We start from the raw sequence: 22,226 nt of genomic DNA on the forward strand, positions 1-22,226 counted from the left end.
TTTTTAATCATTCTAAAGCTCAGTATTTTGAAAATCTAAGAAACTTTTATAAACTCGTATCTCAAACATATAAAAGCTTCTAAGATTTTCTAAAATACTTCGCTAAGAATGATAAAAAAGTTTTTATATGTGCTTTCAGCTTTGGTAACATCTACCTGCATATAAGTTTACTTTCTGGTGTATTTCTTTATAGTGCAAAAGCCTCTTTTATTGTGCTTAAATCGTAATAAATTTTAAAAATAAACTTTTATCCCAATTTGCCCATTAATAAACTTATAATTAATATGATAAAAACAGCAGTAGTGATTTTCACGTATAAGTAATCTTTTTCCTTTAAGAATACTATAATTGAAACTCCAACACGAAATACTGGAATTGCTATTAGAATCATTAATCCTAAAAGTATGATTCCATAGGGCTTAAGTGCTGCGGCGCCTGCTAAAATATCACGAGGTGAGGTTGGATATGAGCTTCCAGAATATCCACTATGCCCTGATATTAAAAACATCAAAAGTCCTGATAATATTACAACTGAGCTTAAAACCACGCCAACTCTCAAGGATTTACTTATTATAATTTCAATTTCACCAATATTACTTTCTTCTACAATATTACTTTCTTCCATTAATGTCCCCCCATTCCTTTAAAAATCATTTCAATTGATACATAAATTAAAAAAGGTATAAAGATTTTTCTAATAGTTTTGCTTTTTAAGTGCTGCATGATTTTAGCTCCTATTGTAGCACCTGCAAGAACTCCAAGGGCAACTGGTGCGGCAATTTTAGGATCTATATCTCCTTTGCAGAGGTATACACCAGCACTGGCAGCAGCAGTTACTCCCATCATAAAGTTGCTTGTCGCACTCGAAACTTTTAGAGGAAGTTTCATACATAAATCCATAGCCATAACTTTAAAGCTTCCACTTCCAATACCAAGTAAACCTGATATAACTCCAGCACCATACATAACTCCAAAACCAGAAGGCACGTCAGCTACATTATAAACAACATTTTTTTCTAAGGCTTTATCATAATAATCACCATTTAATTTGAATTTTTTTGCTAATGGATGAGCTTGTACATTTTGTGGCAATTCTTGCTTACTTTTCTTTGCCATACCATAAGCAGAATATAATAAAAGCATTCCAAAGAGAACATAGAGAAAGTTAGGATTTATAAGCCCTCCTAAGAAAGCTCCTGTAATGGCTCCGGTAGTAGTAGCTATTTCAAGAAACATTCCCACTCTTATATTTGTTATTTTATCCCTTATATAAGCTACTGCAGCTCCACTTGAAGTAGCAATTACTGAAATTATGCTTGCGCCAATAGCATGTTTGATGTCAACTCCAAACAAGAGTGTTAATGCAGGTGTAATTACTGTACCACCTCCAAGACCAAGAATAGAACCAGCTATTCCAGCTATGATAGATACTGCTAGAATTTTTAATGCAATTATTGACAAAAAATCATCTCCTTTAATTATTTAAATAAGTTTGTCATTTTCAGTATTATTACAACAATATTTGAATAAGTTTGTCATTTCTAGTATTATTATAACAAGGAAAATGATATATTAAAAATATTAATTATGTATATATATTATATAAAAATTGTATATCAATATTAATGGGGGTCGAAATTTCTATGGATATAAAGCAACTTAAATATTTTCTTGCTATAGCAGAAGAAGGACAAATAACAAGTGCAGCTAAAAAATTAAATATGGCACAGCCACCTCTTAGTTATCATTTAAAGCTACTTGAAGAGGAATTAGGAGTTAAGCTTGTGGAAAGAGGAAGTCGTAAAATTGAACTTACAGATGCAGGAAAAATATTGCAGAACAGGGCAGAGCAGATGCTTGAATTAGCTGGAGCTACTGTTAAAGAACTAAAGGATTTTGGTGCTGGCATTAAAGGAACTCTTTCATTAGGCACAGTATCTTCATCTGGTGTAACATTTCTTCCTGAAAGAATAGAAAGTTTTCATAACAAATATCCAAGTATAAATTTTGAAGTATGGGAAGGTAATACCTTTAGAATTCTAGAGATATTGAATAATGGAGTTATAGAAATTGGAATTGTAAGAACTCCTTTCGACCCAAAAACTTTTGAAGTAAAATTTCTATCAAAAGAATCAATGATAGCAGTATACAATAAAAAATGTGATTACTTTAAAAACAACTCTAAAATATACCTTGAGGATATTGAAAATAAACCGTTAATAATATACCGCAGATTTGAAAAAATAATATCGGAAGCATGTCTTAAAAAAGGATTTGAAGCAAAAATAATTTGCAAGAATGACGATGCTAGAACAACATTATTATGGGCTCAGTCTGGTATTGGTTTGGCTATTGTACCTAAGAGTGCATTTAATCTTGTAAAAAATGAAAATCTTAGATTTGTAGAAATTGATGAATCGTCTTTAGAAACAAGCATAGCTGCAATATGGATGAAAAATAGATATTTATCAACTGCCGCGAAACATTTTTTAGAGTTCTTTGAAGTTTAAGTATAGATGCCCGCATCTGAAAGTAAACTTATACGCAGGTAGATGTTACCAAGCCTCAGCACGATAAAAACTTTTAATCATTCTAAAGCTCAGTATTTTGAAAATCTAAGAAACTTTTATAAACTCGTACCTAAAACATATAAAAGCCTCTAAGATTTTTTAAAATACTTCGCTAAGAATGATAAAAAAGTTTTTATATGTGCTTTCAGCTTTGGTAACATCTACCTGCGTATAAGTTTACTTTCTGGCGTGGGTATCTATAAGCAACAGAATATTCCTAAAATACTATAATTCGTGATATTTTAATAATAATTTAATAAGGAATGTTGAACTTCAATAGTTTAATGTGGTATATTATAGTTATTAGTGAGTTATCACCCATGTAGGTATAGTGCCTGCATGGGTTTTTACGTAATAAAATTGCAGGTAATTTAGGAGGAAGAAAAAATGGAAAAACAATTTATTAAACCATCAACTTTACCAGGATTTATGGAACTGCTTCCAGCTGACCAAATTATATTTAACAATATCATGGACACTATTAGAAATAATTATGAAAAAAGTGGTTTTGTACCAATGGATACCCCTATAATAGAGAAAACAGAAATACTATTAGCTAAAGGAGGCCAAGAAACAGATAAGCAGATCTACAGATTTACTAAAGGAAGTAATGACATATCATTAAGATTTGATTTAACAGTTCCTTTTGCTAGATACTCTGCTCAACATATGTCAGAATTAACTTTCCCCTTCCGTAGATATCAAATAGGTAAAGTTTTTAGAGGAGAAAGAAATCAAAAAGGACGTTACCGTGAATTTTACCAATGTGATATAGACATTATAAATAATGGAGAACTAAGTATTATAAATGATGCAGAAATTCCAAGTATAATATATTCGATATTTACGGAAATTGGATTAAAAGATTTTAAAATACGCATAAATAATAGAAAAATATTAAATGGATTTTTCAATTCCCTTGGAATTTCAAACAATGTGGAAATATTGAGAATCATCGATAAAGTAGATAAAATAGGCATGGAAGCAATTTGTAAAGAGTTATTGGAATTAGGCTTAAATGAAAATGCAGTTAATAAAATAAGAGATTTCATAGGTATAGGTGGAACTAATGAAGAAATATTAAAGGCATTAGAAAATCTAAATATAGATGATGAAATCTTTAAAATTGGAGTAGATGAACTTTCAAAAGTTGTTTACTACATTGGCTGTTTTGGTGTTCCAGACAAAAATTATACAATAGATTTAAAAATAGCAAGAGGATTAGAATACTATACTGGAACAGTTTATGAAACAATGCTAGATGATTATCCGAATGTAGGGTCTATATGTTCAGGAGGTCGTTACGCAGATTTAGCTGGATATTATACTAATCAAAAATTAGAAGGTGTAGGGATATCTATAGGACTGACTAGATTATTTTCTCAATTAAGAGAATTAGGTATTATAAAAGAAAATCCATCTTCCTCCTTAACAAAGGTATTGGTTATTCCTATGGGAGAAACTATGGATTACTCTGTAAAAACTGTTAAGAAATTAAGAGAATGTGGAATTGTTTCAGAAGTTTATTTGGAAAATACTAAATTTAATAAAAAGCTTTCATATGCTAATAAATTGGGAATACCATTTACTATAATAATTGGTGAAGAAGAAGTTAACAGTGGTATTTTAACACTAAAAGATATGAATACAGGAGAACAATTTAAAGTATCAGTTGAAGAGGCCATAAGTAAAATTAAAGCATAAGTTAAAAATATAATATAGATTATAAAGGTGCTAGCTTAAAATGAATTTTATTTACGTCATATTAGGATTTTAATTGAAAAGTCGTTAATATGTGTCAATATATTTTGTTATAAGCTAGTGCCTTTAATTTTTGAATATACAATAAAATTTAAAGATTTTAAGAAGTTGTATGAATAAAAGTAAGAAATACTTTATATAATATTTTGTAATTAACTAATAAAGCTAATTAATGAATATATTAGGTAACATTTGATTATTCACGCCATTTTGATATTAGGGGATTTTATGTTATAATTTACTCTATATTTCTTATTTTGATAGGGGGAATAATTAATGGACAATGGTCCGAGTAGTATTGTGCTAGAATTATTGTTAATTTTAGTACTAGTTTTAATTAATGCTTTCTTTGTTGCTTCAGAAATGGCTATAGTTTCCTTAAATAGAAGTAAGGTTAACTTACTTGCGGAAGAGGGGAATGCTAAGGCAAAGTATTTACTAAAGCTTTTAGATGAACCTAGCAAATTTTTAGCTACTGTTCAGGTAGGAATTACTTTAGCAGGATTTTTAGCTAGTGCCACGGCAGCAACAAATATATCCAAGCATCTTTCGTATGCATTAGACAAGCTTAGTATACCAGGTAGTGATGAAATATCCGTTGTTGTAATAACTATATTATTATCATATGTTACCTTGGTATTTGGTGAATTGTTTCCTAAAAGAATAGCACTGCAAAAATCTGAGCAAATAGCTATGTTTTCAATTAGACCAATAATATTTATTTCTAAGATGACCTCTCCTTTTATAAAAATGCTTACAGCATCAACAAATGTATTAGTCAAGATATTTGGAATGAATTTAGATAATCTTGAGGAAAAGGTATCAGAGGAAGAAATAAGATCGATGATTAAAGTTGGAGAAGAAAACGGAGTTATTAATGAAATTGAAAAAGATATGATAGATGGTATTTTTAAATTTGATGATACCTTGGCAAAGGAAATAATGACGCCTAGAACAAGTGTATTTGGTTTAGAAGTAAGTACACCTATTGATGAATTATTAAATCAGGTAGCAGAAGAACAGTACTCAAGAATACCTGTATATGAAAATGATATTGATAACATCATTGGTGTTTTATATATGAAGGATTTGTTCATTCAGTTAAAAAATAAAAATATTAATAATTTAAGTATAAAAAATTTATTAAGGCCAGCTTATTTTGTTCCAGAGACTAAGAATATTGATGCTTTGTTTAGAGAACTTCAAAATACTAAAAATCATATGGCTATATTAATTGATGAATATGGTGGATTTTCTGGTATTGTAACAATCGAAGATTTGATAGAAGAAATTATGGGAAACATTTTTGATGAATATGATGATAATATAGATGATATTAAGAAAATTGATTCAAATATTTATCTTGTAAATGGATTAATACCAATTGACGATATTAATGAAAGCTTGAATATAAATTTGCCCTCAGATGACATTGATACTATAGGTGGATTTGTAGTAACTCTGCTTGGGACAATACCCAAGGATGATGATGCTAGCGTAGTAGAATACGATAATCTAAAATTTAAAATTGAAAAGGTTAATGAAAAACGAATAGAAGAATTAAAGATTTATGTATCGTAAATTAAGTCATAGACTTATAGTCAATATATAGGGCTGTCTCACTTATAGATAAACACGGCCGACATTTAACTTATGCTCCGGGATATGTTTCCAAACTTCAGCACTATAAAAATTTTTAATTATTCTAAAGCTCAGTATTTTGAAAATCTAAGAAACTTTTATAAACTCGTACCTCAGACATATAAAAGCTTCTAAGATTTTCTAAAATACTTCGCTAAGAATAATAAAAAAATTTTTATATGTGCTTTCATTTTTGGAAACACATCCCTGCGTATAAGTTAAATGTCGGCCGTGGGTGTCTATATGGTGAAACAGCCTTATTTTTCTTCATTTTTACTTACAGTATTAAGATAACGATATATGCTTGCCTCAGAACAATGCAATTGTTCTGCTACTTGCCCTACAGCACCTTTCATAAGAAACACGCCTTTTTTATTAAGAATATCAACAATATGTAACTTTTCATCTCGATTTAAACGGTTAAGAGCTATATTTTCGTTTAAAAAAGAACTCTCAAGAATGGCATCAATTAGTTCCGGAATAGATCCAGTAAAGTTTTCAGATACATCCAATAAATGATTTGTAGGTGTAAAATTATAGTTTTCATCTACTACTTGATTTGGATGACAAAGATATAAAATTTCTTTGCTTAAATCTAAATATCTACTGCTGTCAAAATTAATGCATAATATACCTATTAATTCACCATTGTCTTTAATAAAGAAGGTAGATGATCTCATAATCTTCTTATCCTTAGATAGACCATTATAATTTACCTTATAATCAGTATGTTCGTACTCTCTATCTGCAATTAATTTTAAACTTAAATCTGTAAGGGGTCCGCCAACACGTCTACCACTTATGTGCCCATTTGCTATTGCAACGATGGCATGTTCCTTTTTGTTAGGATTTTGAAGAACAATTTCGTAGTCAGGGCCTAACACTTTGCCCAAAAATTCAACCATATTTATATAAGGAGTAAGACGTTTATCACTCATAATTACCTCCAGAAAACTTTTGTAGTCCACTATACTAATATACAATAAAACCTATTACAATGCAATTATACTGTCATTGTGATAAAAAATTATCAAAAATAAAAAATTGAACAAACAATTTGAAAATAATTTATCAAAAATAAGCTAAATTCACTGGTTTTTATATAAAAATGAAAAAAAATTATCAAAATTATTGACAAAATTTTTTAATGATGATAATATTTTATTAAAGAGTTTGAAAATAAAAAATAATAAGAAATATGGAGGAATTTATTATGGCTATTAAGTATATACCAGAACCTTTTAGAATTAAGATGGTTGAAACTATTAAGATGTTAACTCCTGAAGAAAGAGAACAAAAAATCGCAGAAGCAAAATATAATTTATTTAATCTTAGAGGGGAAGATTGTTATATAGACTTATTAACAGATAGTGGTACGAACGCTATGAGCCAGGAGCAGTGGGCTGGCGTTATGAGAGGCGATGAAGCATACGCTGGTGCAAATAGTTACTTTAAGCTTGTAGAAGCGGGACAAGATATTTTTGGTTATAAACATATACAACCTGTTCACCAAGGCCGTGCAGCAGAAAAGGTTCTATTTGGTTTGCTTATGGGTGAGGGTAAATTCTCTATATCTAACATGCACTTTGATACTACAAGAGCACATGTAGAGCTTGCAGGAGCAAGAGCTATTGACTGCGTAGTTGCAGAAGCTGGAGATCCTTCAATAAGAGCTCCATTTAAAGGAAATATGGATCTTGAAAAACTTGAGCAAATCATTAATGAACGTGGAGCAGAAAACATTGGTCTTGTTATTATGACAATAACTAATAATTCAGCTGGAGGACAACCTGTATCAGTTGAAAATGTTAGAGAAACCTCTAAGATTTGTAAAAAATATGGTATTAAATTCTGTATCGATGCAGCTCGTTATGCAGAAAATGCTTATTTTGTAAAACAACGTGAAGCTGGTTATGAAAATAAATCTATTAAAGAAATTATTAAAGAAATCTTTGGATACGCTGATATGTTCACAATGAGCGCTAAGAAAGATACCATTGTAAACATGGGTGGATTATTAGGTATTAAAGAAGATGATGATTTATTCCAAGCAATCAAAGGACGTACAATTTGCTTCGAAGGATTTATAACTTATGGTGGACTTTCAGGACGTGATCTTGAAGCTCTTGCAATTGGTCTTTATGAAGGTCTTGATGAGAATTATTTAAGATATCGTATAGGACAAATGGAATACTTAGCATCACGTCTAGATGATGCTGGAATAGCTTATCAAGCACCAGTAGGTGGACATGGAGTATTTATCGATGCTAGAGCTATGTTCCCACATATACCTTACTACGAATTCCCAGGACAAGCGTTAGCTATAGAACTTTACAAAGAAGCCGGAATTCGTACTTGTGATATAGGATCTTACATGTTAGGAAATGATCCTGATACTGGAAAGCAATTAGAAGCAGAGTTTGACTTCACAAGACTTGCTATTCCAAGACGTGTATACACACAAGCTCATATAGATGTAATGGCTGATGCGTTAATAGCAATTAAAGAAAGAGCAAGTAGTATTAAAGGTTATAGAATAACTTGGGAACCACCTGTACTACGTCACTTCCAAGCACATCTTGCACCACTTGATAAATAATAATTAAGAAATAGAGGGGGCTGTCTCACTATATAGAAGAACCGGCGAAAGTTAACTTTCTGGTGTACTTCTTTATAGTGCGACAGCACCTTTTCATATTTTATAATAACTTTATTGAAAATATTCATTTTAAAGCTTCTTTATATTATTTTGTGGAAGCACATAATTGATATAACTATTGCTAAATATATTAATGCATAAAAGAATCTAAATATAAAGGAGCGTTTAATTATGAGAAAAGCCGAACCTTTTAGAATTAAAATGGTGGAGCCTATTAGGCTTATTTCAAGAGAAGCAAGAGAAAAGGCATTAGTTGAAGCTGGTTATAACCCATTTTCATTAAAAGGAGAAGAAGTATATATAGATCTTTTAACAGACAGTGGAACAGGTGCTATGAGTGATAACCAGTGGGCAGGGATAATGTTAGGAGATGAATCTTATGCTGGAAGTAGGAATTTTTATAATCTTTCACAATCAGTTAAGGATATAATTGGATATAACTATACAATACCTACACATCAAGGAAGAGGAGCAGAACAGGTTTTATTTCCGCTACTAGTTAAAAAGGGGCAATATGTCATTGGGAATATGCACTTTGATACCACAATGGCTCATATAGACTTAAGTGGAGGAAGACCAATTAACTTTGTAACAGAAAAAGCCTTCGATACAACGACGCCGTATGATTTTAAGGGCAATTTTGATGTTGAGAAAATGGAAGCTTTTATAAAAGAAAAAGGTGCTGAAAATGTAGCATTTATACTTATAACTATAACTTGTAATAGTTCTGGAGGACAGCCCGTTTCGATGGAAAATATAAGAGCGGTTAGTGAAGTTGGAAAGAAGTATGGTATAAGAGTATTGATTGATGCTGCAAGGTTTGCTGAAAACTCATACTTTATAAAGAAAAGAGAAAAGGGCTATGAAAACAAATCAATAGTGGAAATTGTAAAGGAAACTTTTTCATATGCTGAAGCTTTTACAATGAGTGCTAAAAAGGATGCTCTTGTAAACATAGGTGGACTTATAGGTATTAAAGATAACGAAAAACTTTATACTGAAGCGAGATCGATGGTAGTTCCGTTAGAAGGATTTCCTACTTATGGTGGGCTTGCAGGCAGAGATATGGAAGCTTTGGCAAGAGGACTTAGAGAAGGTGTCGATGAAGCTTATCTTGAATATAGAATAAATCAAGTTGCATATTTGGGAAAGAGGTTAAGTGATGGTGGAGTTCCAATCCAATCTCCAACTGGAGGGCATGCAGTTTTTGTTGATGCTAAAAAAATGCTTCCTCATATTCCAGCAAATCAGTTTCCGGCACAAGTTCTTGCAAATGAACTTTACTTGGAATCCGGAGTAAGAGGTGTTGAAATTGGTTCATTCTTACTTGGAAGAGATGCGGAAACAGGAGAGCAGCTGGAATCACCAATGGAGCTTTTAAGACTTACTATTCCAAGAAGAACTTATACTAATAATCATATGGATGTTGTAGCAGATGCTTTAATTAATATAAAAGATAGGGCACATACCCTAAAAGGTCTCGAATTTACTTATGAGCCTAAGATATTGAGACATTTTACAGCTAGGTTAAAACCGATAGAATAGCAAAGTATAGAAGAGTAATATTGAGAGCAGACCTATAAAATTTAATGAGTCTGCTTTTAGTTATGTTTAGATGTATTAGTATTTGTAATAGTTGGAGCCTTAGGTATTAAATAAAATTATTTGATTTATTTGTGATATAGAGTTATTATATAGAAGTCGGTTGCGACAGAACATAAAAAATAAATATGGCCCCTTGGTCAAGCGGTCAAGACGGCACCCTCTCACGGTGCAATCAGGAGTTCGATTCTCCTAGGGGTCACCAATTATGTAAACATAAGAGTTTCAAGGGTTTGAAGCTCTTATGTTTTTCTATTTCCTTAGTAAGGCTGAATAACTCTTGAATAAATTTTTACCGCTAATAGGATTTTTTTAAATATATCCTTCATCAACAGCATAATTTAAAAAATGTCTTAATAATATATTTAAATTTTTAATTACCTAAGTTTTATAAAAACAAAATTTTAGTATTTTCCATATTATAGTTTCCCAAAAATAAATAATGGATAATTTTACCTTTGTTCAAAACAACTGTTCTGAAATTGAAAATTGACTTTTAATCAATAAAGATTAATCCAAAATTAGATAACAGTTACTATTGGCTAGTAAAGAATGTGAATGCTGATGCACTGAATATTAGAAGTGGTTATGGTACATTCTATCCAATAAAAGCCACAATATCCATGGTCATGATGTGGTTAGTGTAGATGAGGGAATGTATGCGAATGGAGATTTTTGGACCAAAGTATTTTATCCAAATAGTGGCGCAGGTCAATACAGTACATCTTATTCTGGGTATGCTGACAATGTTTATTTAGGAAGTACTGGAAGTATCACTGGATTAAGTTCTACTACAGAATATAGTAATGCATCACTATCAAGTTCTAAAGGATATATACATTCAGCAGGCTATACATATAATGCTGTTCCAATTATTCAATATCCTTTTGAATATTCAAAGAAGAAACTGTCTGATAATACTATCGAAGAGAGATGGAGAAATAATAAAAATTCTAAAGAACGCTAGATATAAGCGATGTTAATGGTAATTTAATTAACTCCACTATTGTAACTGATGGTGGTAGCAAAGTAATTGAGTACGTAAAAGAAGATGATAAAATGGTAGCGCATTCGTGGAATCTTCCTCCAAAGGTAGCTGCAGAAAATAAAAGAATATTATCAACACCATTATCCAATCAAGTTAATAAAGATATATCTTCAAAGAAGTGGACAGACGAAGGAAATTTTACTTTAGCCAATAATTCTGTAAGAAAATTTACTAATTCAGACAATTTTAAAACTTCAACTATTTATTTAGATAATAGTACTGGAGTATTATTAAAAAGTGAAGCCAAATCAAATAATTCTACAGATTCTACAGAAGTATTTAGTAAGCTCACCGAATTACCTGAATCAAAATTTCAAATCACTGATGTTGAAGTCAAAGAATTACATCCTATAACAAACAATGTTTTAGGTAAGGGCTAGAAATATAATATAAAATGAAATAAGAATAGGCCATATGATATTATTTAGTACTTATCATATGGCCTATTTTTATGCAAGATTATTTTATCTATATAGTAATAAATAGATAAAATAGCAATTCAACTAGAATATCTAATTATCGTAAATTTAAGATAGTTAAACATCATGAAAATATTGTGACATAACTTTTTAAATTAGAAATGCGAACGATGTTCTTTGAAAATAGAATAATGCAGTGTTAAAAATGATTATACTTTTCATAGAACTATTAAAATATGTAGAAAATATGGTATAATTTTGATATAAATTAAATAACAATAGTAAAATATGACAAAGTAAAAATCATGAGAAGGAGAAATAAATGAGCATTGGAAAATCAATTATTACTTTTATTATTGGGATTATTTTATGACCACAGAAAATTGGATAAATAAAGTAAATGTTAATTTAGAATATTTTTATCAAATGTCACAACGGTAAGATATTGAGATTTATAAATGGGGGAGATATCATGGAAAGAAGTATTAAATTATTATTCTGTCTACTAGGAAGTGTATTTCTTGCATTATTAAAATGCCCTGTATTTGGATATGCTGAACAAGCATTATGGGAAGGTAGAGGATATGGAAGTAGTTCAACTGGAATAATCTTTTACAACATTATCAATGTGATCTCGTTTATTGGATTTATATTAATAGTAATTTTTTCTATAGCATTGATCATAGTAAATCTTAATTTTAAAGATAAAAAGTAATATAATATCTTCCTAAAATATTACAAGAGATAATTCGGAGCATTCTTATTTAGCGTAACAACTGAAAAAACGAACAATTTATCTAAACACTGTATTATTCAAAGTTGAATTCTACAGTGTTTTTGCGTCGCAATTCCGAGATTATATGTAAGCGCTGGAACACATACCGTATCTCCCAAAAACAGCTTCATATCAATATGCGAAGCTGTTTTTTTAATAGAATTCTTCTTTTGTAATTTTCTTTATGTAGTTATATTGTTTTCGTATAAGCTTTTTAAAATCAGCATCTAATAGTTCATTGTATAGAGTAATACCTTCAATTTTTCCACTAAGAAACTCCTTTGTCATATTCATCATAAAGTCAATATTAGGCAGACTTGCTGCTAGATTCCTCCTTTGCATTTATTCTACATTCAAGCTGCACCTTATCTGCCCAAGGCAAATATTCCTTAAGAACTGAAGAGTCTAGTGTAAAATTGCTATTGGGCAAATTTCGGAATACATATTCAAGATATTTGAGGCATCTAAGTTATTGGCTGCCGACGTATTTATAATACTAAATATAAATGCTGATGCTTCTGCGCCGGCAATTGAATCTGAAAATAACGAGTTTTTTCATGCACTGGGACACTTTGAATAAGTCTATTTCTTTTTCTTTCTTCTGGTGATAAACCTTTCCATTTTCTCTCTAGTTTAAAAAGCTTATCACAATAAGATCTCCCAATGGGGATCCGCCTGACCCTGCAATCTCTTTTTTTCTAGAATCCAATGGAATTACATCTATGATAATATCGCCTTAAATGGCTGAAACAAAGGCAACGTGTAATTCCTTCAACCTTTTCGTAACCTGTATAAGCATTAATATAGGTTTAAGCCAATATTCAGAGCTTCGAATTATCCAGTTTGCAATCATATATCTTTTAAGTTCAGCACCCATTCTCTTAAAATCTTTTTCTTGACGGTATAGATGTACTGACATCATATATTTTTGATACATTGCCCATGACACAATTGAAGGCGAAGCAAAAGAGTACGTAAACACAGGTGCTGGCACAGTAGCTGAATATATAGAATCATATGGATTAGTATAATTTAGACCACAGTCATATTGGACGTAGTCCTTTATTATCAGCTTTGCTGGTACATATTTACTGATTTCATTCTTTTTACACCATTCTGAAACTGACATTCCACTTTTAGTTATTTCCTTAATTCTCTGTTCCCAGAGAACTAGATCTTCAGTTGTGGATGCCAAAATAAAACCTCCCATTGCTATACTTTATTAAAAGTATAGCAATGAGAGGCTATTTTACATGACGTTGTTTGTTCCAGCGCTTACGGATGATAGCATATGTTGACAATATGCATAATGTACCATAATATTGAATTAAATACTAATTATACATAAGTATCATAATTAAGGGGGATTTTATATTGCTAAAAAATAAGTATAACTATATGATTTGTGTTTTTTGTGCATGTTTATTTTTATTTTTTAGTTATAATGTATATGCGTCAGATGATAGCAAACCGAAAGTAGACAGATATAAAACTTGGACAATTATATTCAATCAACCAATAGATGTTACTAAGTTAACTAAAGATAGTATTCAAGTGAAGGATAAAAATAATAACTTAATAAATGTAGGGTTACGGCGGTGGCCTAATACCTGTACTGTTTTAGTTAGTCCACCTGAGAAAGGCTACGACTTGGGGGAAGAATATACTTTAGTAATAACTAAACAAGTATATTCAGAGGAAAATAAACAAATAAAAGAAGGAAAAAGTTTTAATTTTAAAATTAAAGAAACGTCAGAAGAACCTATAGTTTTTAAGGATAGTGCTTTTGAGAGACTTGTAAGGGATAAAGTAGATAAGCCAGAATGGGAACCTCTTTATAAAAGTGATGTGGAGAATATAACAGAACTAATGGAGCAAAATTGTGGAAGGAAAGATAATAACACAATAAAAGATATTTCTGGAATAGAAAATTTAGTTAACTTAAAGTCCTTTATTCTAACCTATTCTCAAATTGAAGATATATCTCCATTGAAAAATCTAACTAATTTGCAAACACTATGGCTGTATGATGATAACATAACTGATATCAGCCCATTAAAGGGACTAATTAATTTAAAAGAGCTTGAATTATATGGTAATCAAATAGTTGACATACCGTCTTTAAAGGGATTAACTAATTTAGAGGATATTAATTTAGGAAATAATAAGATACATGATATAACTTTATTAAAAGAGTTGCCTAACTTACAAAGTCTTAATTTAGTTTACAATAATATAACTGATATCAGTTCATTAAAAGGATTATCTAATTTAAAAGATCTTAACTTAGGTAGCAATAAAATAGCTGATATCAGTCCATTAAAGGGGTTAATCAATTTAAATTCTCTTAGTTTAGATGACAATAATATAACCGACATCAGTTCGATAAAGAGTTTAACTAATCTAGATTCTCTCATCCTAGATGGTAATAATATAACTGATATTAGTCTATTAAAAGGATTACCTAATTTAAGAGAGCTTAATTTAGGAAACAATAAAATAGCTGATATTAACCAGCTAAAAGAGTTAACTAATTTAACTGGATTATGGTTACAGGATAACCCTATAAATAGAGAGTTTAAAGAAATACTAAAGAAGTATTTGCCTAAATGTAACATAGAATTCCTAATTAAACAAAACAATTGAAAAAGTAAATAATTTTTTATAGTACCTCATTATTCAAAATTGAATTCTGAGGTGTTTTTGCGTCGCAATACCAAGGTGCGACAAGAAGTCGATAAATAATAGTGTTTCAACATGAAACTGTGTTAGTCATTAAACACATCCTCGTTAGAAACTGCATAATGAGAGTAACGGAAATTTAGAAGGAAATGTAAATAGGTTAAAAATGATTAAAAGATCTATGTTTGGCAGAGCTAGCTTTGACCTTTTACGGAAAAAAGTATTGTCTAATATATAAGGAGTCATCTAGAATTTGATGACTTCCATCAAATTTGACGAAGAACCAATTTTCATTATAAATCAACACTTTCAGTAGCTCCTATACTTTTAAACATAGTTCTATAAAGTATAGCTTATAGATTTATTTTAAAATATATAAATTAAAGAAGCTTTTGTAGAGAATAATAAGATCAAAACTAATTTAGAGGAGATAGCTTATGATTTTAAATATAATACTAGGTTTTATAATTCCATGGATATTTGGAGTAGTGCTTTATTTAAAAAATAAAAAAATATTATTTACTATTGCTCCCTTTTCATCAATAGTGGCTTATACAGTAAATGAGTTCTGCTTTCATTTGAATTTCTGGAGGTTAGTGCCTGTAAATATTGATGACGACTATACTGCTATATCTGTAAATATGGGATTATATCCTATATTAGGATGTTATTTAATTTACTACATTTCAAGAAAGAATATAAACTCATATTTAGTTATTTTCATTTTTACATTAGCTACTACAGTAGTAGAATACTTAGCATTTTTATTTAAGCTAGTTACTTATGGAAATGGGTGGAATGTAGGATGGACTTTTGTATCATATCTTATCCCATATTTATTAATATATATGTACTTTTTAAAACTAAAAGTTATTAAAGTATTTTAGTTTCTAACATGTAATTAAATTTAAAAATAGTTCTGATAACCCTAATCTGAAAGAAAATTTCTATTAATATGGATATAGTAAGATAGTTTGGTCGCATTTAAACATAGGACGATTCATTTGTAAAACATATATAATTTCACTAGTGTTTAATTAATGGATTTAAAATCCTATTGACAATAATTCTATGTAATAACTTTCTATTTCCACCATCAATATATAAATGAAAATAGCCAGCAACCCTGCTTTAATATAATTACCACTAACCATAAAAAAGCAAGAAAGGTGCTGACTATCTATGGGTAATTATATCACTATTTTCGAAAAATTATTAGATATTATTAATTGGAACACTTTGAAAAAATCTGCGTATAAGTTAGATGTTGACTATAATATTGCATCAAATCACCTAAAGACTTATTTATACTTTCATTTAGCGAAGCTAGATAGTTTAAGAGATATTGATGATTTCATGCAATCTGACTCTAAGTTAAAGGAGTCAATAAAAAGCGTTAGCTTGGGAATGTTATCTAATTATAACAATTATATTGATTATAATATTTATATTCCAATATTGAATGAACTAATTTCTAACGCTTTAGAACAACTGCCCGTAAACGAGAAAATTAAAAAGTTTGGAACCATAAAGTTAATAGATTCTTCAACCATAAGCATGGGGGAAAACTTATTTTCAATGGGCAGAATTTCGATCTACAAAAGCAGGAATAAAGCTTCATACCAAGTTTAACCTAAGTAAAGGAGTTCCAGAACTTATAGTTATATCTAATGCTAAACCACATGATAGAACAAAGATGAAAGAACTCATTACAGAAGATAACTGTATATATATCTTTGACAAAGGTTATGTTGACTACAAAATATTTGATGAATTTAGCAACAGAGGAGTACATTTTATCACTAGATTAAAAGACAATGCTGCTATAACTGATCCAACAAATCTTGAAATTACTTATTCAGAAGATACCTTGCTAGATGATTCTATAAATATTATAGAAGATATTACTTGTTATCTAGGTACTAAAGATGTTAACATGACAGACAAACAATATAGGGTTATTACAGTACTTGATTCTAAAGGTCAAATATTAACTTTTGTAACAAATATCTTTGAATATACTAGCGAAGATATAGCATGGCTGTATAAAAACCGTTGGGAAATAGAGCTATTCTTCAAATGGATTAAGCAAAATTTAAAAATCAAAAGATTTATTGGTCATAGCCTTAATGCAGTTATGATGCAAGTTGTTTCTGCGATAATAACATTTATCATAGTAAAGTTAATACAAGATATAGCCAAAACAGCCTACGGCCTATTGAAAATAAAGAGACTAATAAAACATTCACTTACAAAATCAGTCGATAGTAGCTTATTTTCTTGGGGAAAATGGTTAGGTAGCTAATAGTAGCCGTATAACCATATAATTCCATACAAGCTATCGCTATGCGGGCAAGTCTGCCCTTTGAATAAGGAATATTATTACTCATTAGTTTAATTTAAGTAATTAGCTATAAAATATGATTGGAATACAAATGTCAATCGAAATGTTTTCCAATGATTAAACACTAGTGATATAATTTTAAGTTAAAGACAGCAGTTAATTAATGCAGATTAATATAAACAATAGATTTTAATAAAAGTATTATTTGACAAATAATACTAAAAAAGGTACAATCATTAATAAATATCAAATGTGATGATGGAAAGAGTAACTATGATACGAAGCAAACAGAAATAGGAATATTTGATGAGAATTCCTTTTGCAGAGTAATAGTGAAGACCACTCCTGAACAATAATGTGAAATAAGCATTATCGTATTTCTGCGTTAAAGAATAGAGTTTGTTAGAACTTGAGTAAAAGATGAAGGTGGAACCGTGCGTTTGATATTATTTGTGCACCCTTGAATAGAACTACAACTCTGTTCAGGGGTGTTTTTATTTTGATTAATAAGATGATAGGAGGGATAAAAGAATAATTTTCTTAGTACACATAAATGATTATAAGTAAAAGGAGAAAAAGAAAATGGATTTACATGATTATAAAAAAGTAGCGGAAAATTATGATTTATATGTGGATATAGTTTGTCCAGAAAGTTCGGCATTAAATGGAGAAGCATGTATAGATTTTTATTCAAATTTAGCAAAAGAGTATGGGGATAAAGGAATACTTGATATTGGTTGTGGAACTGGATGCATTATGATACCTTTATTAGAAAATGGTTATAAAATAACAGGAATAGATATATCACAGGAGATGCTTAATGTTTTGAGAAAAAAACTTGCAAATAAAAATTTAAAAACTGATTTGATATGTTCTGATATGGGAGAGTTTAACACTTATAAAGAATATTCTCTGGCAATTATGCCAAGGAGTGCTTTTTTTCATATTATAGATAGAAAACATCAGAAAAAAGCTTTAAAAAACATTAGCAAACATTTATGTAAAGGTGGAATTTTATCATTAAATACAGTTATCCCAGATTATAAATTTATTACAAATCAACAAGCTGATGGAAAATATTTAAGGTTTGAATATATAAATGCTGATGGAAAAAAAGAAAAAGTATACAATGAATTTCAATACAATTATGAAACACAAGTTAATTCAGGGAAATGGACATTTGAAGAATATGATGAAAATGATAGTATAGTAAAAATAAATGAATGTTTAATATCTATTAAATTTTCTCAAAAATCCGAAATAGAAAATCTATTTGAATTATGTGGGTTTGAAGTCATAAACATATATGGAGGGTATGATAATAGAGAACCTACTTATCCAGGAAATTTGATATGGGTTGCAAGAAAGATATAATCCTAATAAAATTGATAATACATATCTTAAGTATTTGAGAAGATGTTTCTCTTAAATATTTAAGATAAAATTGAATAATGCAGTATTAAACAATAATTTGTTACTAATCTTAATGAATTAAGCTGAAAATAATGATATAATTACCAATAAGTGAAAAATACGGGGGGATAATTATGTCTAGTATGATGCCGATGCTTTTTATTGGTCCAATAATTGGTTTAATTTTATTAGGTATTGGAATTTATGGATTCGTATTGTTTGTAAAACTTGCTAACAGAGGGATTAGAGCACTTGATATTTACATAAATGAAAAGACAAATAAGTCTTAATGCTCAAAAGTAGTGGCATTTTGACAACTAAAGATGGCGATATTTCTTATTTTCTATCATTAATATCTTCAGTATTAGTTATTAATGGATATAACAAGGTTAAAAAGGAAAGCAAGCAGTAGGTATATTACAAAATGTTCTTAGTTGGTAATTAATTACAAATCAATGTGCAACAGTTGTAATATGCACTTAATAGTAGTGGATACTATAAAAAATAATAATGATAAGTACATGTGTAATTGCTTTATTTTTTTAATCTAGTTAATGGTGCAGAATCAAGAGAAGGGATTCTTATTATAATTATGAAAATTCAGGGTTTTAATGGAGAAATTAAATATGGCTATGTGGAACCCATGGCGTGGTTGTAAAAAGTGTAGTGATGGTTGTCAATATTGTTATATTCATAAAAGTGATTATAAACTATCTATTTTTAAAGATTTGCCCATAAAGCATAAATGTATTACAGCCCAGCCGTTATTAGAAAAAATAAATATTGAAAAGTATTTAAAAGATATTGAGCTTGTTATCGTTGGTGGAGAATCTGATAATAATGCAAGAATATTAGATTATGATTGGGTACTTGACATAAGAAATCAGTGTGTAAAGGCAAATGAAATACAAATTGAATATGAAGTTTTTGGAAAGAAGACAAATCCTACAATAGTGCTTATTGCCGGAAATGGTGCTCAGCTAAATTTTTGGGAACCAGATTTTTGTGAAATGCTTGCAAAGGAAAATTTACAAGTTATACGCTTTGACAACCGTGATGTGGGATTGTCTACAAAATTCGATGAGGCTGGCATTCCTGATATGGGAAAAATATACCAGGCAGTACAAGAGGGAAAAGCAATTAAGACACCATATACATTGGAAGATATGGCTGATGATGTGGCTGGCTTGTTAGATGTGTTGGATATAAAGAAAGCTCACATCTGTGGTGCTTCTATGGGAGGTACGATTGCTCAGGTTTTTTTCTCCATACATAAAGTCAGCGATTGAAAGTTATTATGGAGAACCAAGGCAATTTGATTTATGGGACGCCAAAATTACAAGTATAAAAAGACTTGAGTTTGGGTCATTTAATTTTGAAACTACGATTTCAGTAACAACATTTAAAGGGCCGCCTAATCCACCTTATGGCTTAGATATGGTTACGATAAGAATTGATGATACTGGAATACATGTTGTAAATTTTAAGCATAAAGATGTGTCTTATATTTCTTTTCTAAATGAAACAATCGGATTTATATTTTAAAAATGCAACATATATTATCTTAAAAATAGTATGTAGTCAATATATATTTTGAAAATCCATCAATTTTGTACAATATTAATGTTAATATATCTTGATAGACATTAAATAAGTTATTGTAGTTTGAATTCGTATATATTTCTATTTATAATCATTCCTATAACATGTTTAGTATTTTATAGGAGGTTTTGCATGAGTGAATTTTTGAAATTAGAAGATTTTATTGAACATTCAGAGGCAAGTTATGAAGAAGCTATAGTCCAATTTTTACAGGATAACGGAATAACGATTGAAGATTTTGAGTATGTAGGGAAATGTGATTCTGAGTGTCTAGAATGTGATGCGGAAAGATTTAGTGTTTGGCGTAGGGATATAGGGTTCATTGAAGAGGAAAACATTTTTACTTTGGATTTGGATGTCGCCGATGAAATAATGGATTTCGCTATATACTGGTGTAATAAATGCGGTAAGTGGACTACTTATATTGAGTAACGAAATAATTGAAAAAATGAATGATTTATAAAAACATGGCATTACTCAAATTTGAATTTTGCAGTGTTTCTTCGTAGAAACACAAGATTCATGTACATATATCCTAAAACTACGATATATGTACATACTGAAAAAAATGCGACATAACTATTGAAATTGAAAATATGAACAATGTTCTTTGCTACGAAAAATACTGCCAATTGAAATACTATTTTCATTGGCGGCTATGAAGCAATTCATGATTCTTTGAGAATGATATTCAAGAGATTACGATGTTTGTCATCGTTTAGTCTTACTGGAAATAAATAAGTACATGCATTATTCTATTTTTAATAGCGAAGATAGGATGGAAAGTAATGGTGAAATAAATGGTGAAAAATGATAAAGACATATGGTTAAAATTATTACTTAAAATGCCTTCTTTATTTTTGGGCTTCTTTCTATTTGCAGTGGCAATGCTTTTAGCACTTTATTCAAAGCTTGGAATGAGTCCGTGGGACGTTTTTCATATGGGAATCGTTAATCATTCCATTCTTTCTTTAGGACAGACGTCGCAGATTGTAGGGTTTTGTGTGATAATGCTATCAATTTTTTTAGAAGTAATCCCTGGAATTGGAAGTATATTTAATATGATTTTTATTGGCATTTTTGTTGATATAATTAATAATATTGGATTATTTAAAACACCAGAAAGTGTATTAGGTAAGATACTAATGCTTATATCAGCTATTATAATTATGGGAATTGCTACATATTTCTATTTGCGAGTTGAACTTGGTGCTGGCCCAAGGGATGGATTAATGGAAGGACTTGTAAGAAAATTAAATAAACCAGTTTGGCTTATAAGAGGATTTATAGAAATTACTGTTTTGATAATAGGTTTCTTCTTGGGAGGGCCAGTGGGAATTGGAACCTTGCTATTAGCAGTGGCAATTGGACCTTCCGTACAATTTGCATTTAAAGTTGGAAAATATGATTCTAAAAAAGCTCAACATATGAATTTGGTAGACTTATATAAAAATATTAAAGGTTTAAATAATATTGAATAAAGTGAAATTAAACTCAAATTTTTGAATTATAGCAAAATCTTCCACCCCTTATAGCGATTTTGTTCCATTCTTTTTTAGCGTAATGACATTTGGAAAGGAAGCACCAGAACAACAAAAGGCATGGGGTGAACTTATTGAAAAGTTGGATAATGCCTGTAAACTTGACAAAAAGACAGAAGCACTCGCTTATTTAGCTGTATTGGCTTCCGCTCGACTTGAAAGTGGTATA

General features: G+C 29.9%; 23 protein-coding genes, 1 tRNA gene and 1 pseudogene. 20 read left to right on the forward strand and 5 right to left on the reverse strand.

Annotation, left to right across the window (positions count from 1 at the left end; translation table 11 throughout):
- Positions 1-247: 247 nt before the first annotated feature.
- Entirely contained in the window at positions 248-625 is a 378-nt protein-coding gene (locus tag I6U48_RS13130; RefSeq protein WP_218320923.1) for a DUF1634 domain-containing protein, read from the reverse strand.
- The gene (locus I6U48_RS13135; RefSeq protein ID WP_218320924.1) at positions 625-1,461 is read right to left on the reverse strand and encodes a sulfite exporter TauE/SafE family protein; all 837 of its coding nucleotides are present in this window, start codon (positions 1,459-1,461) and stop codon (positions 625-627) included. The genes I6U48_RS13130 and I6U48_RS13135 overlap by 1 nt, the downstream gene beginning before the upstream one ends.
- Before the next feature lie 182 nt (positions 1,462-1,643).
- Between I6U48_RS13135 and I6U48_RS13140 the strand changes: the two genes are divergently transcribed.
- From I6U48_RS13140 to I6U48_RS13150, 3 genes are all read left to right on the forward strand, one after another.
- A complete protein-coding gene (locus I6U48_RS13140) occupies positions 1,644-2,510 on the forward strand; it encodes a LysR family transcriptional regulator (RefSeq protein ID WP_218320925.1) in 867 nt (288 codons plus the stop codon).
- A gap of 447 nt (positions 2,511-2,957) precedes the next feature.
- Positions 2,958-4,274 carry a histidine--tRNA ligase gene (gene hisS / locus I6U48_RS13145; protein WP_218320926.1) on the forward strand — a complete coding sequence of 439 codons (1,317 nt, stop codon included), beginning with the start codon at positions 2,958-2,960 and terminating at the stop codon, positions 4,272-4,274.
- A gap of 333 nt (positions 4,275-4,607) precedes the next feature.
- Complete coding sequence (locus I6U48_RS13150; RefSeq protein ID WP_218320927.1) at positions 4,608-5,912, forward strand: hemolysin family protein; 1,305 nt, start codon at positions 4,608-4,610, stop codon at positions 5,910-5,912.
- 317 nt (positions 5,913-6,229) lie between these two features.
- On the opposite strand, the gene I6U48_RS13155 is transcribed toward I6U48_RS13150, so the two are convergent.
- The gene (locus tag I6U48_RS13155; protein ID WP_218320928.1) at positions 6,230-6,910 is read right to left on the reverse strand and encodes a helix-turn-helix transcriptional regulator; all 681 of its coding nucleotides are present in this window, start codon (positions 6,908-6,910) and stop codon (positions 6,230-6,232) included.
- A gap of 275 nt (positions 6,911-7,185) precedes the next feature.
- Here I6U48_RS13155 and I6U48_RS13160 point away from each other — a divergent pair, with 275 nt between their 5' ends.
- From I6U48_RS13160 to I6U48_RS13185, 6 genes are all read left to right on the forward strand, one after another.
- Entirely contained in the window at positions 7,186-8,571 is a 1,386-nt protein-coding gene (locus tag I6U48_RS13160; protein WP_218320929.1) for a tryptophanase, read from the forward strand.
- 228 nt (positions 8,572-8,799) lie between these two features.
- Positions 8,800-10,176, forward strand: a complete 1,377-nt coding sequence (locus I6U48_RS13165; protein WP_218320941.1) for a tryptophanase — start codon at positions 8,800-8,802, stop codon at positions 10,174-10,176.
- A gap of 187 nt (positions 10,177-10,363) precedes the next feature.
- Positions 10,364-10,438, forward strand: a tRNA-Glu gene (locus I6U48_RS13170).
- A gap of 429 nt (positions 10,439-10,867) precedes the next feature.
- Positions 10,868-11,200: a hypothetical protein gene (locus I6U48_RS13175; RefSeq protein ID WP_218320930.1), complete on the forward strand. Its 333-nt coding sequence runs from the start codon at positions 10,868-10,870 to the stop codon at positions 11,198-11,200.
- 92 nt (positions 11,201-11,292) lie between these two features.
- Positions 11,293-11,661, forward strand: a complete 369-nt coding sequence (locus I6U48_RS13180; RefSeq protein ID WP_218320931.1) for a hypothetical protein — start codon at positions 11,293-11,295, stop codon at positions 11,659-11,661.
- A gap of 511 nt (positions 11,662-12,172) precedes the next feature.
- Positions 12,173-12,415 (forward strand): hypothetical protein, encoded by a 243-nt coding sequence (locus tag I6U48_RS13185; protein WP_218320932.1) that lies wholly within the window; start codon positions 12,173-12,175, stop codon positions 12,413-12,415.
- Between the two features lie 213 nt (positions 12,416-12,628).
- Here the strand turns inward: I6U48_RS13185 and I6U48_RS13190 are convergent, their stop codons facing one another.
- A complete protein-coding gene (locus I6U48_RS13190; RefSeq protein ID WP_218320933.1) occupies positions 12,629-12,817 on the reverse strand; it encodes a hypothetical protein in 189 nt (62 codons plus the stop codon).
- 394 nt (positions 12,818-13,211) lie between these two features.
- A complete protein-coding gene (locus I6U48_RS29690) occupies positions 13,212-13,670 on the reverse strand; it encodes an IS66 family transposase (RefSeq protein WP_246615334.1) in 459 nt (152 codons plus the stop codon).
- A gap of 179 nt (positions 13,671-13,849) precedes the next feature.
- Between I6U48_RS29690 and I6U48_RS13200 the strand changes: the two genes are divergently transcribed.
- The 11 genes and pseudogenes from I6U48_RS13200 to I6U48_RS13250 all read left to right on the forward strand — a co-directional run bounded on the left by I6U48_RS13200 (position 13,850) and on the right by I6U48_RS13250 (position 21,997).
- On the forward strand, positions 13,850-15,121 hold the full coding sequence (locus I6U48_RS13200) for a leucine-rich repeat domain-containing protein (RefSeq protein WP_218320934.1): 1,272 nt from the start codon (positions 13,850-13,852) through the stop codon (positions 15,119-15,121).
- Between the two features lie 163 nt (positions 15,122-15,284).
- A pseudogene (locus I6U48_RS13205) lies at positions 15,285-15,395 on the forward strand (transposase); the annotation flags it as partial.
- Positions 15,396-15,594: 199 nt separating this feature from the next.
- Positions 15,595-16,044: a CBO0543 family protein gene (locus tag I6U48_RS13210; protein WP_218320935.1), complete on the forward strand. Its 450-nt coding sequence runs from the start codon at positions 15,595-15,597 to the stop codon at positions 16,042-16,044.
- Positions 16,045-16,339: 295 nt separating this feature from the next.
- Complete coding sequence (locus tag I6U48_RS29695; RefSeq protein WP_246615335.1) at positions 16,340-16,789, forward strand: DUF4372 domain-containing protein; 450 nt, start codon at positions 16,340-16,342, stop codon at positions 16,787-16,789.
- On the forward strand, positions 16,767-17,462 hold the full coding sequence (locus I6U48_RS13220; RefSeq protein WP_218320942.1) for an IS4 family transposase: 696 nt from the start codon (positions 16,767-16,769) through the stop codon (positions 17,460-17,462). Before I6U48_RS29695 ends, I6U48_RS13220 begins: the two co-directional genes overlap by 23 nt.
- Before the next feature lie 621 nt (positions 17,463-18,083).
- On the forward strand, positions 18,084-18,875 hold the full coding sequence (locus I6U48_RS13225; RefSeq protein WP_218320936.1) for a class I SAM-dependent methyltransferase: 792 nt from the start codon (positions 18,084-18,086) through the stop codon (positions 18,873-18,875).
- Positions 18,876-19,048: 173 nt separating this feature from the next.
- A complete protein-coding gene (locus I6U48_RS13230) occupies positions 19,049-19,204 on the forward strand; it encodes a hypothetical protein (RefSeq protein ID WP_218320937.1) in 156 nt (51 codons plus the stop codon).
- Between the two features lie 336 nt (positions 19,205-19,540).
- Positions 19,541-20,203, forward strand: a complete 663-nt coding sequence (locus I6U48_RS30485; protein ID WP_376774555.1) for a DUF5131 family protein — start codon at positions 19,541-19,543, stop codon at positions 20,201-20,203.
- On the forward strand, positions 20,163-20,459 hold the full coding sequence (locus tag I6U48_RS13240; protein ID WP_218320938.1) for a DUF3888 domain-containing protein: 297 nt from the start codon (positions 20,163-20,165) through the stop codon (positions 20,457-20,459). Before I6U48_RS30485 ends, I6U48_RS13240 begins: the two co-directional genes overlap by 41 nt.
- 189 nt (positions 20,460-20,648) lie before the next feature.
- Positions 20,649-20,948, forward strand: a complete 300-nt coding sequence (locus tag I6U48_RS13245; protein WP_218320939.1) for a hypothetical protein — start codon at positions 20,649-20,651, stop codon at positions 20,946-20,948.
- 368 nt (positions 20,949-21,316) lie between these two features.
- On the forward strand, positions 21,317-21,997 hold the full coding sequence (locus tag I6U48_RS13250; RefSeq protein WP_218320940.1) for a YczE/YyaS/YitT family protein: 681 nt from the start codon (positions 21,317-21,319) through the stop codon (positions 21,995-21,997).
- Positions 21,998-22,226 lie beyond the last annotated feature (229 nt).

This window comes from Clostridium thailandense (assembly GCF_019207025.1).
Classification (GTDB): Bacteria; Bacillota; Clostridia; order Clostridiales; family Clostridiaceae; genus Clostridium_AM; species Clostridium_AM thailandense.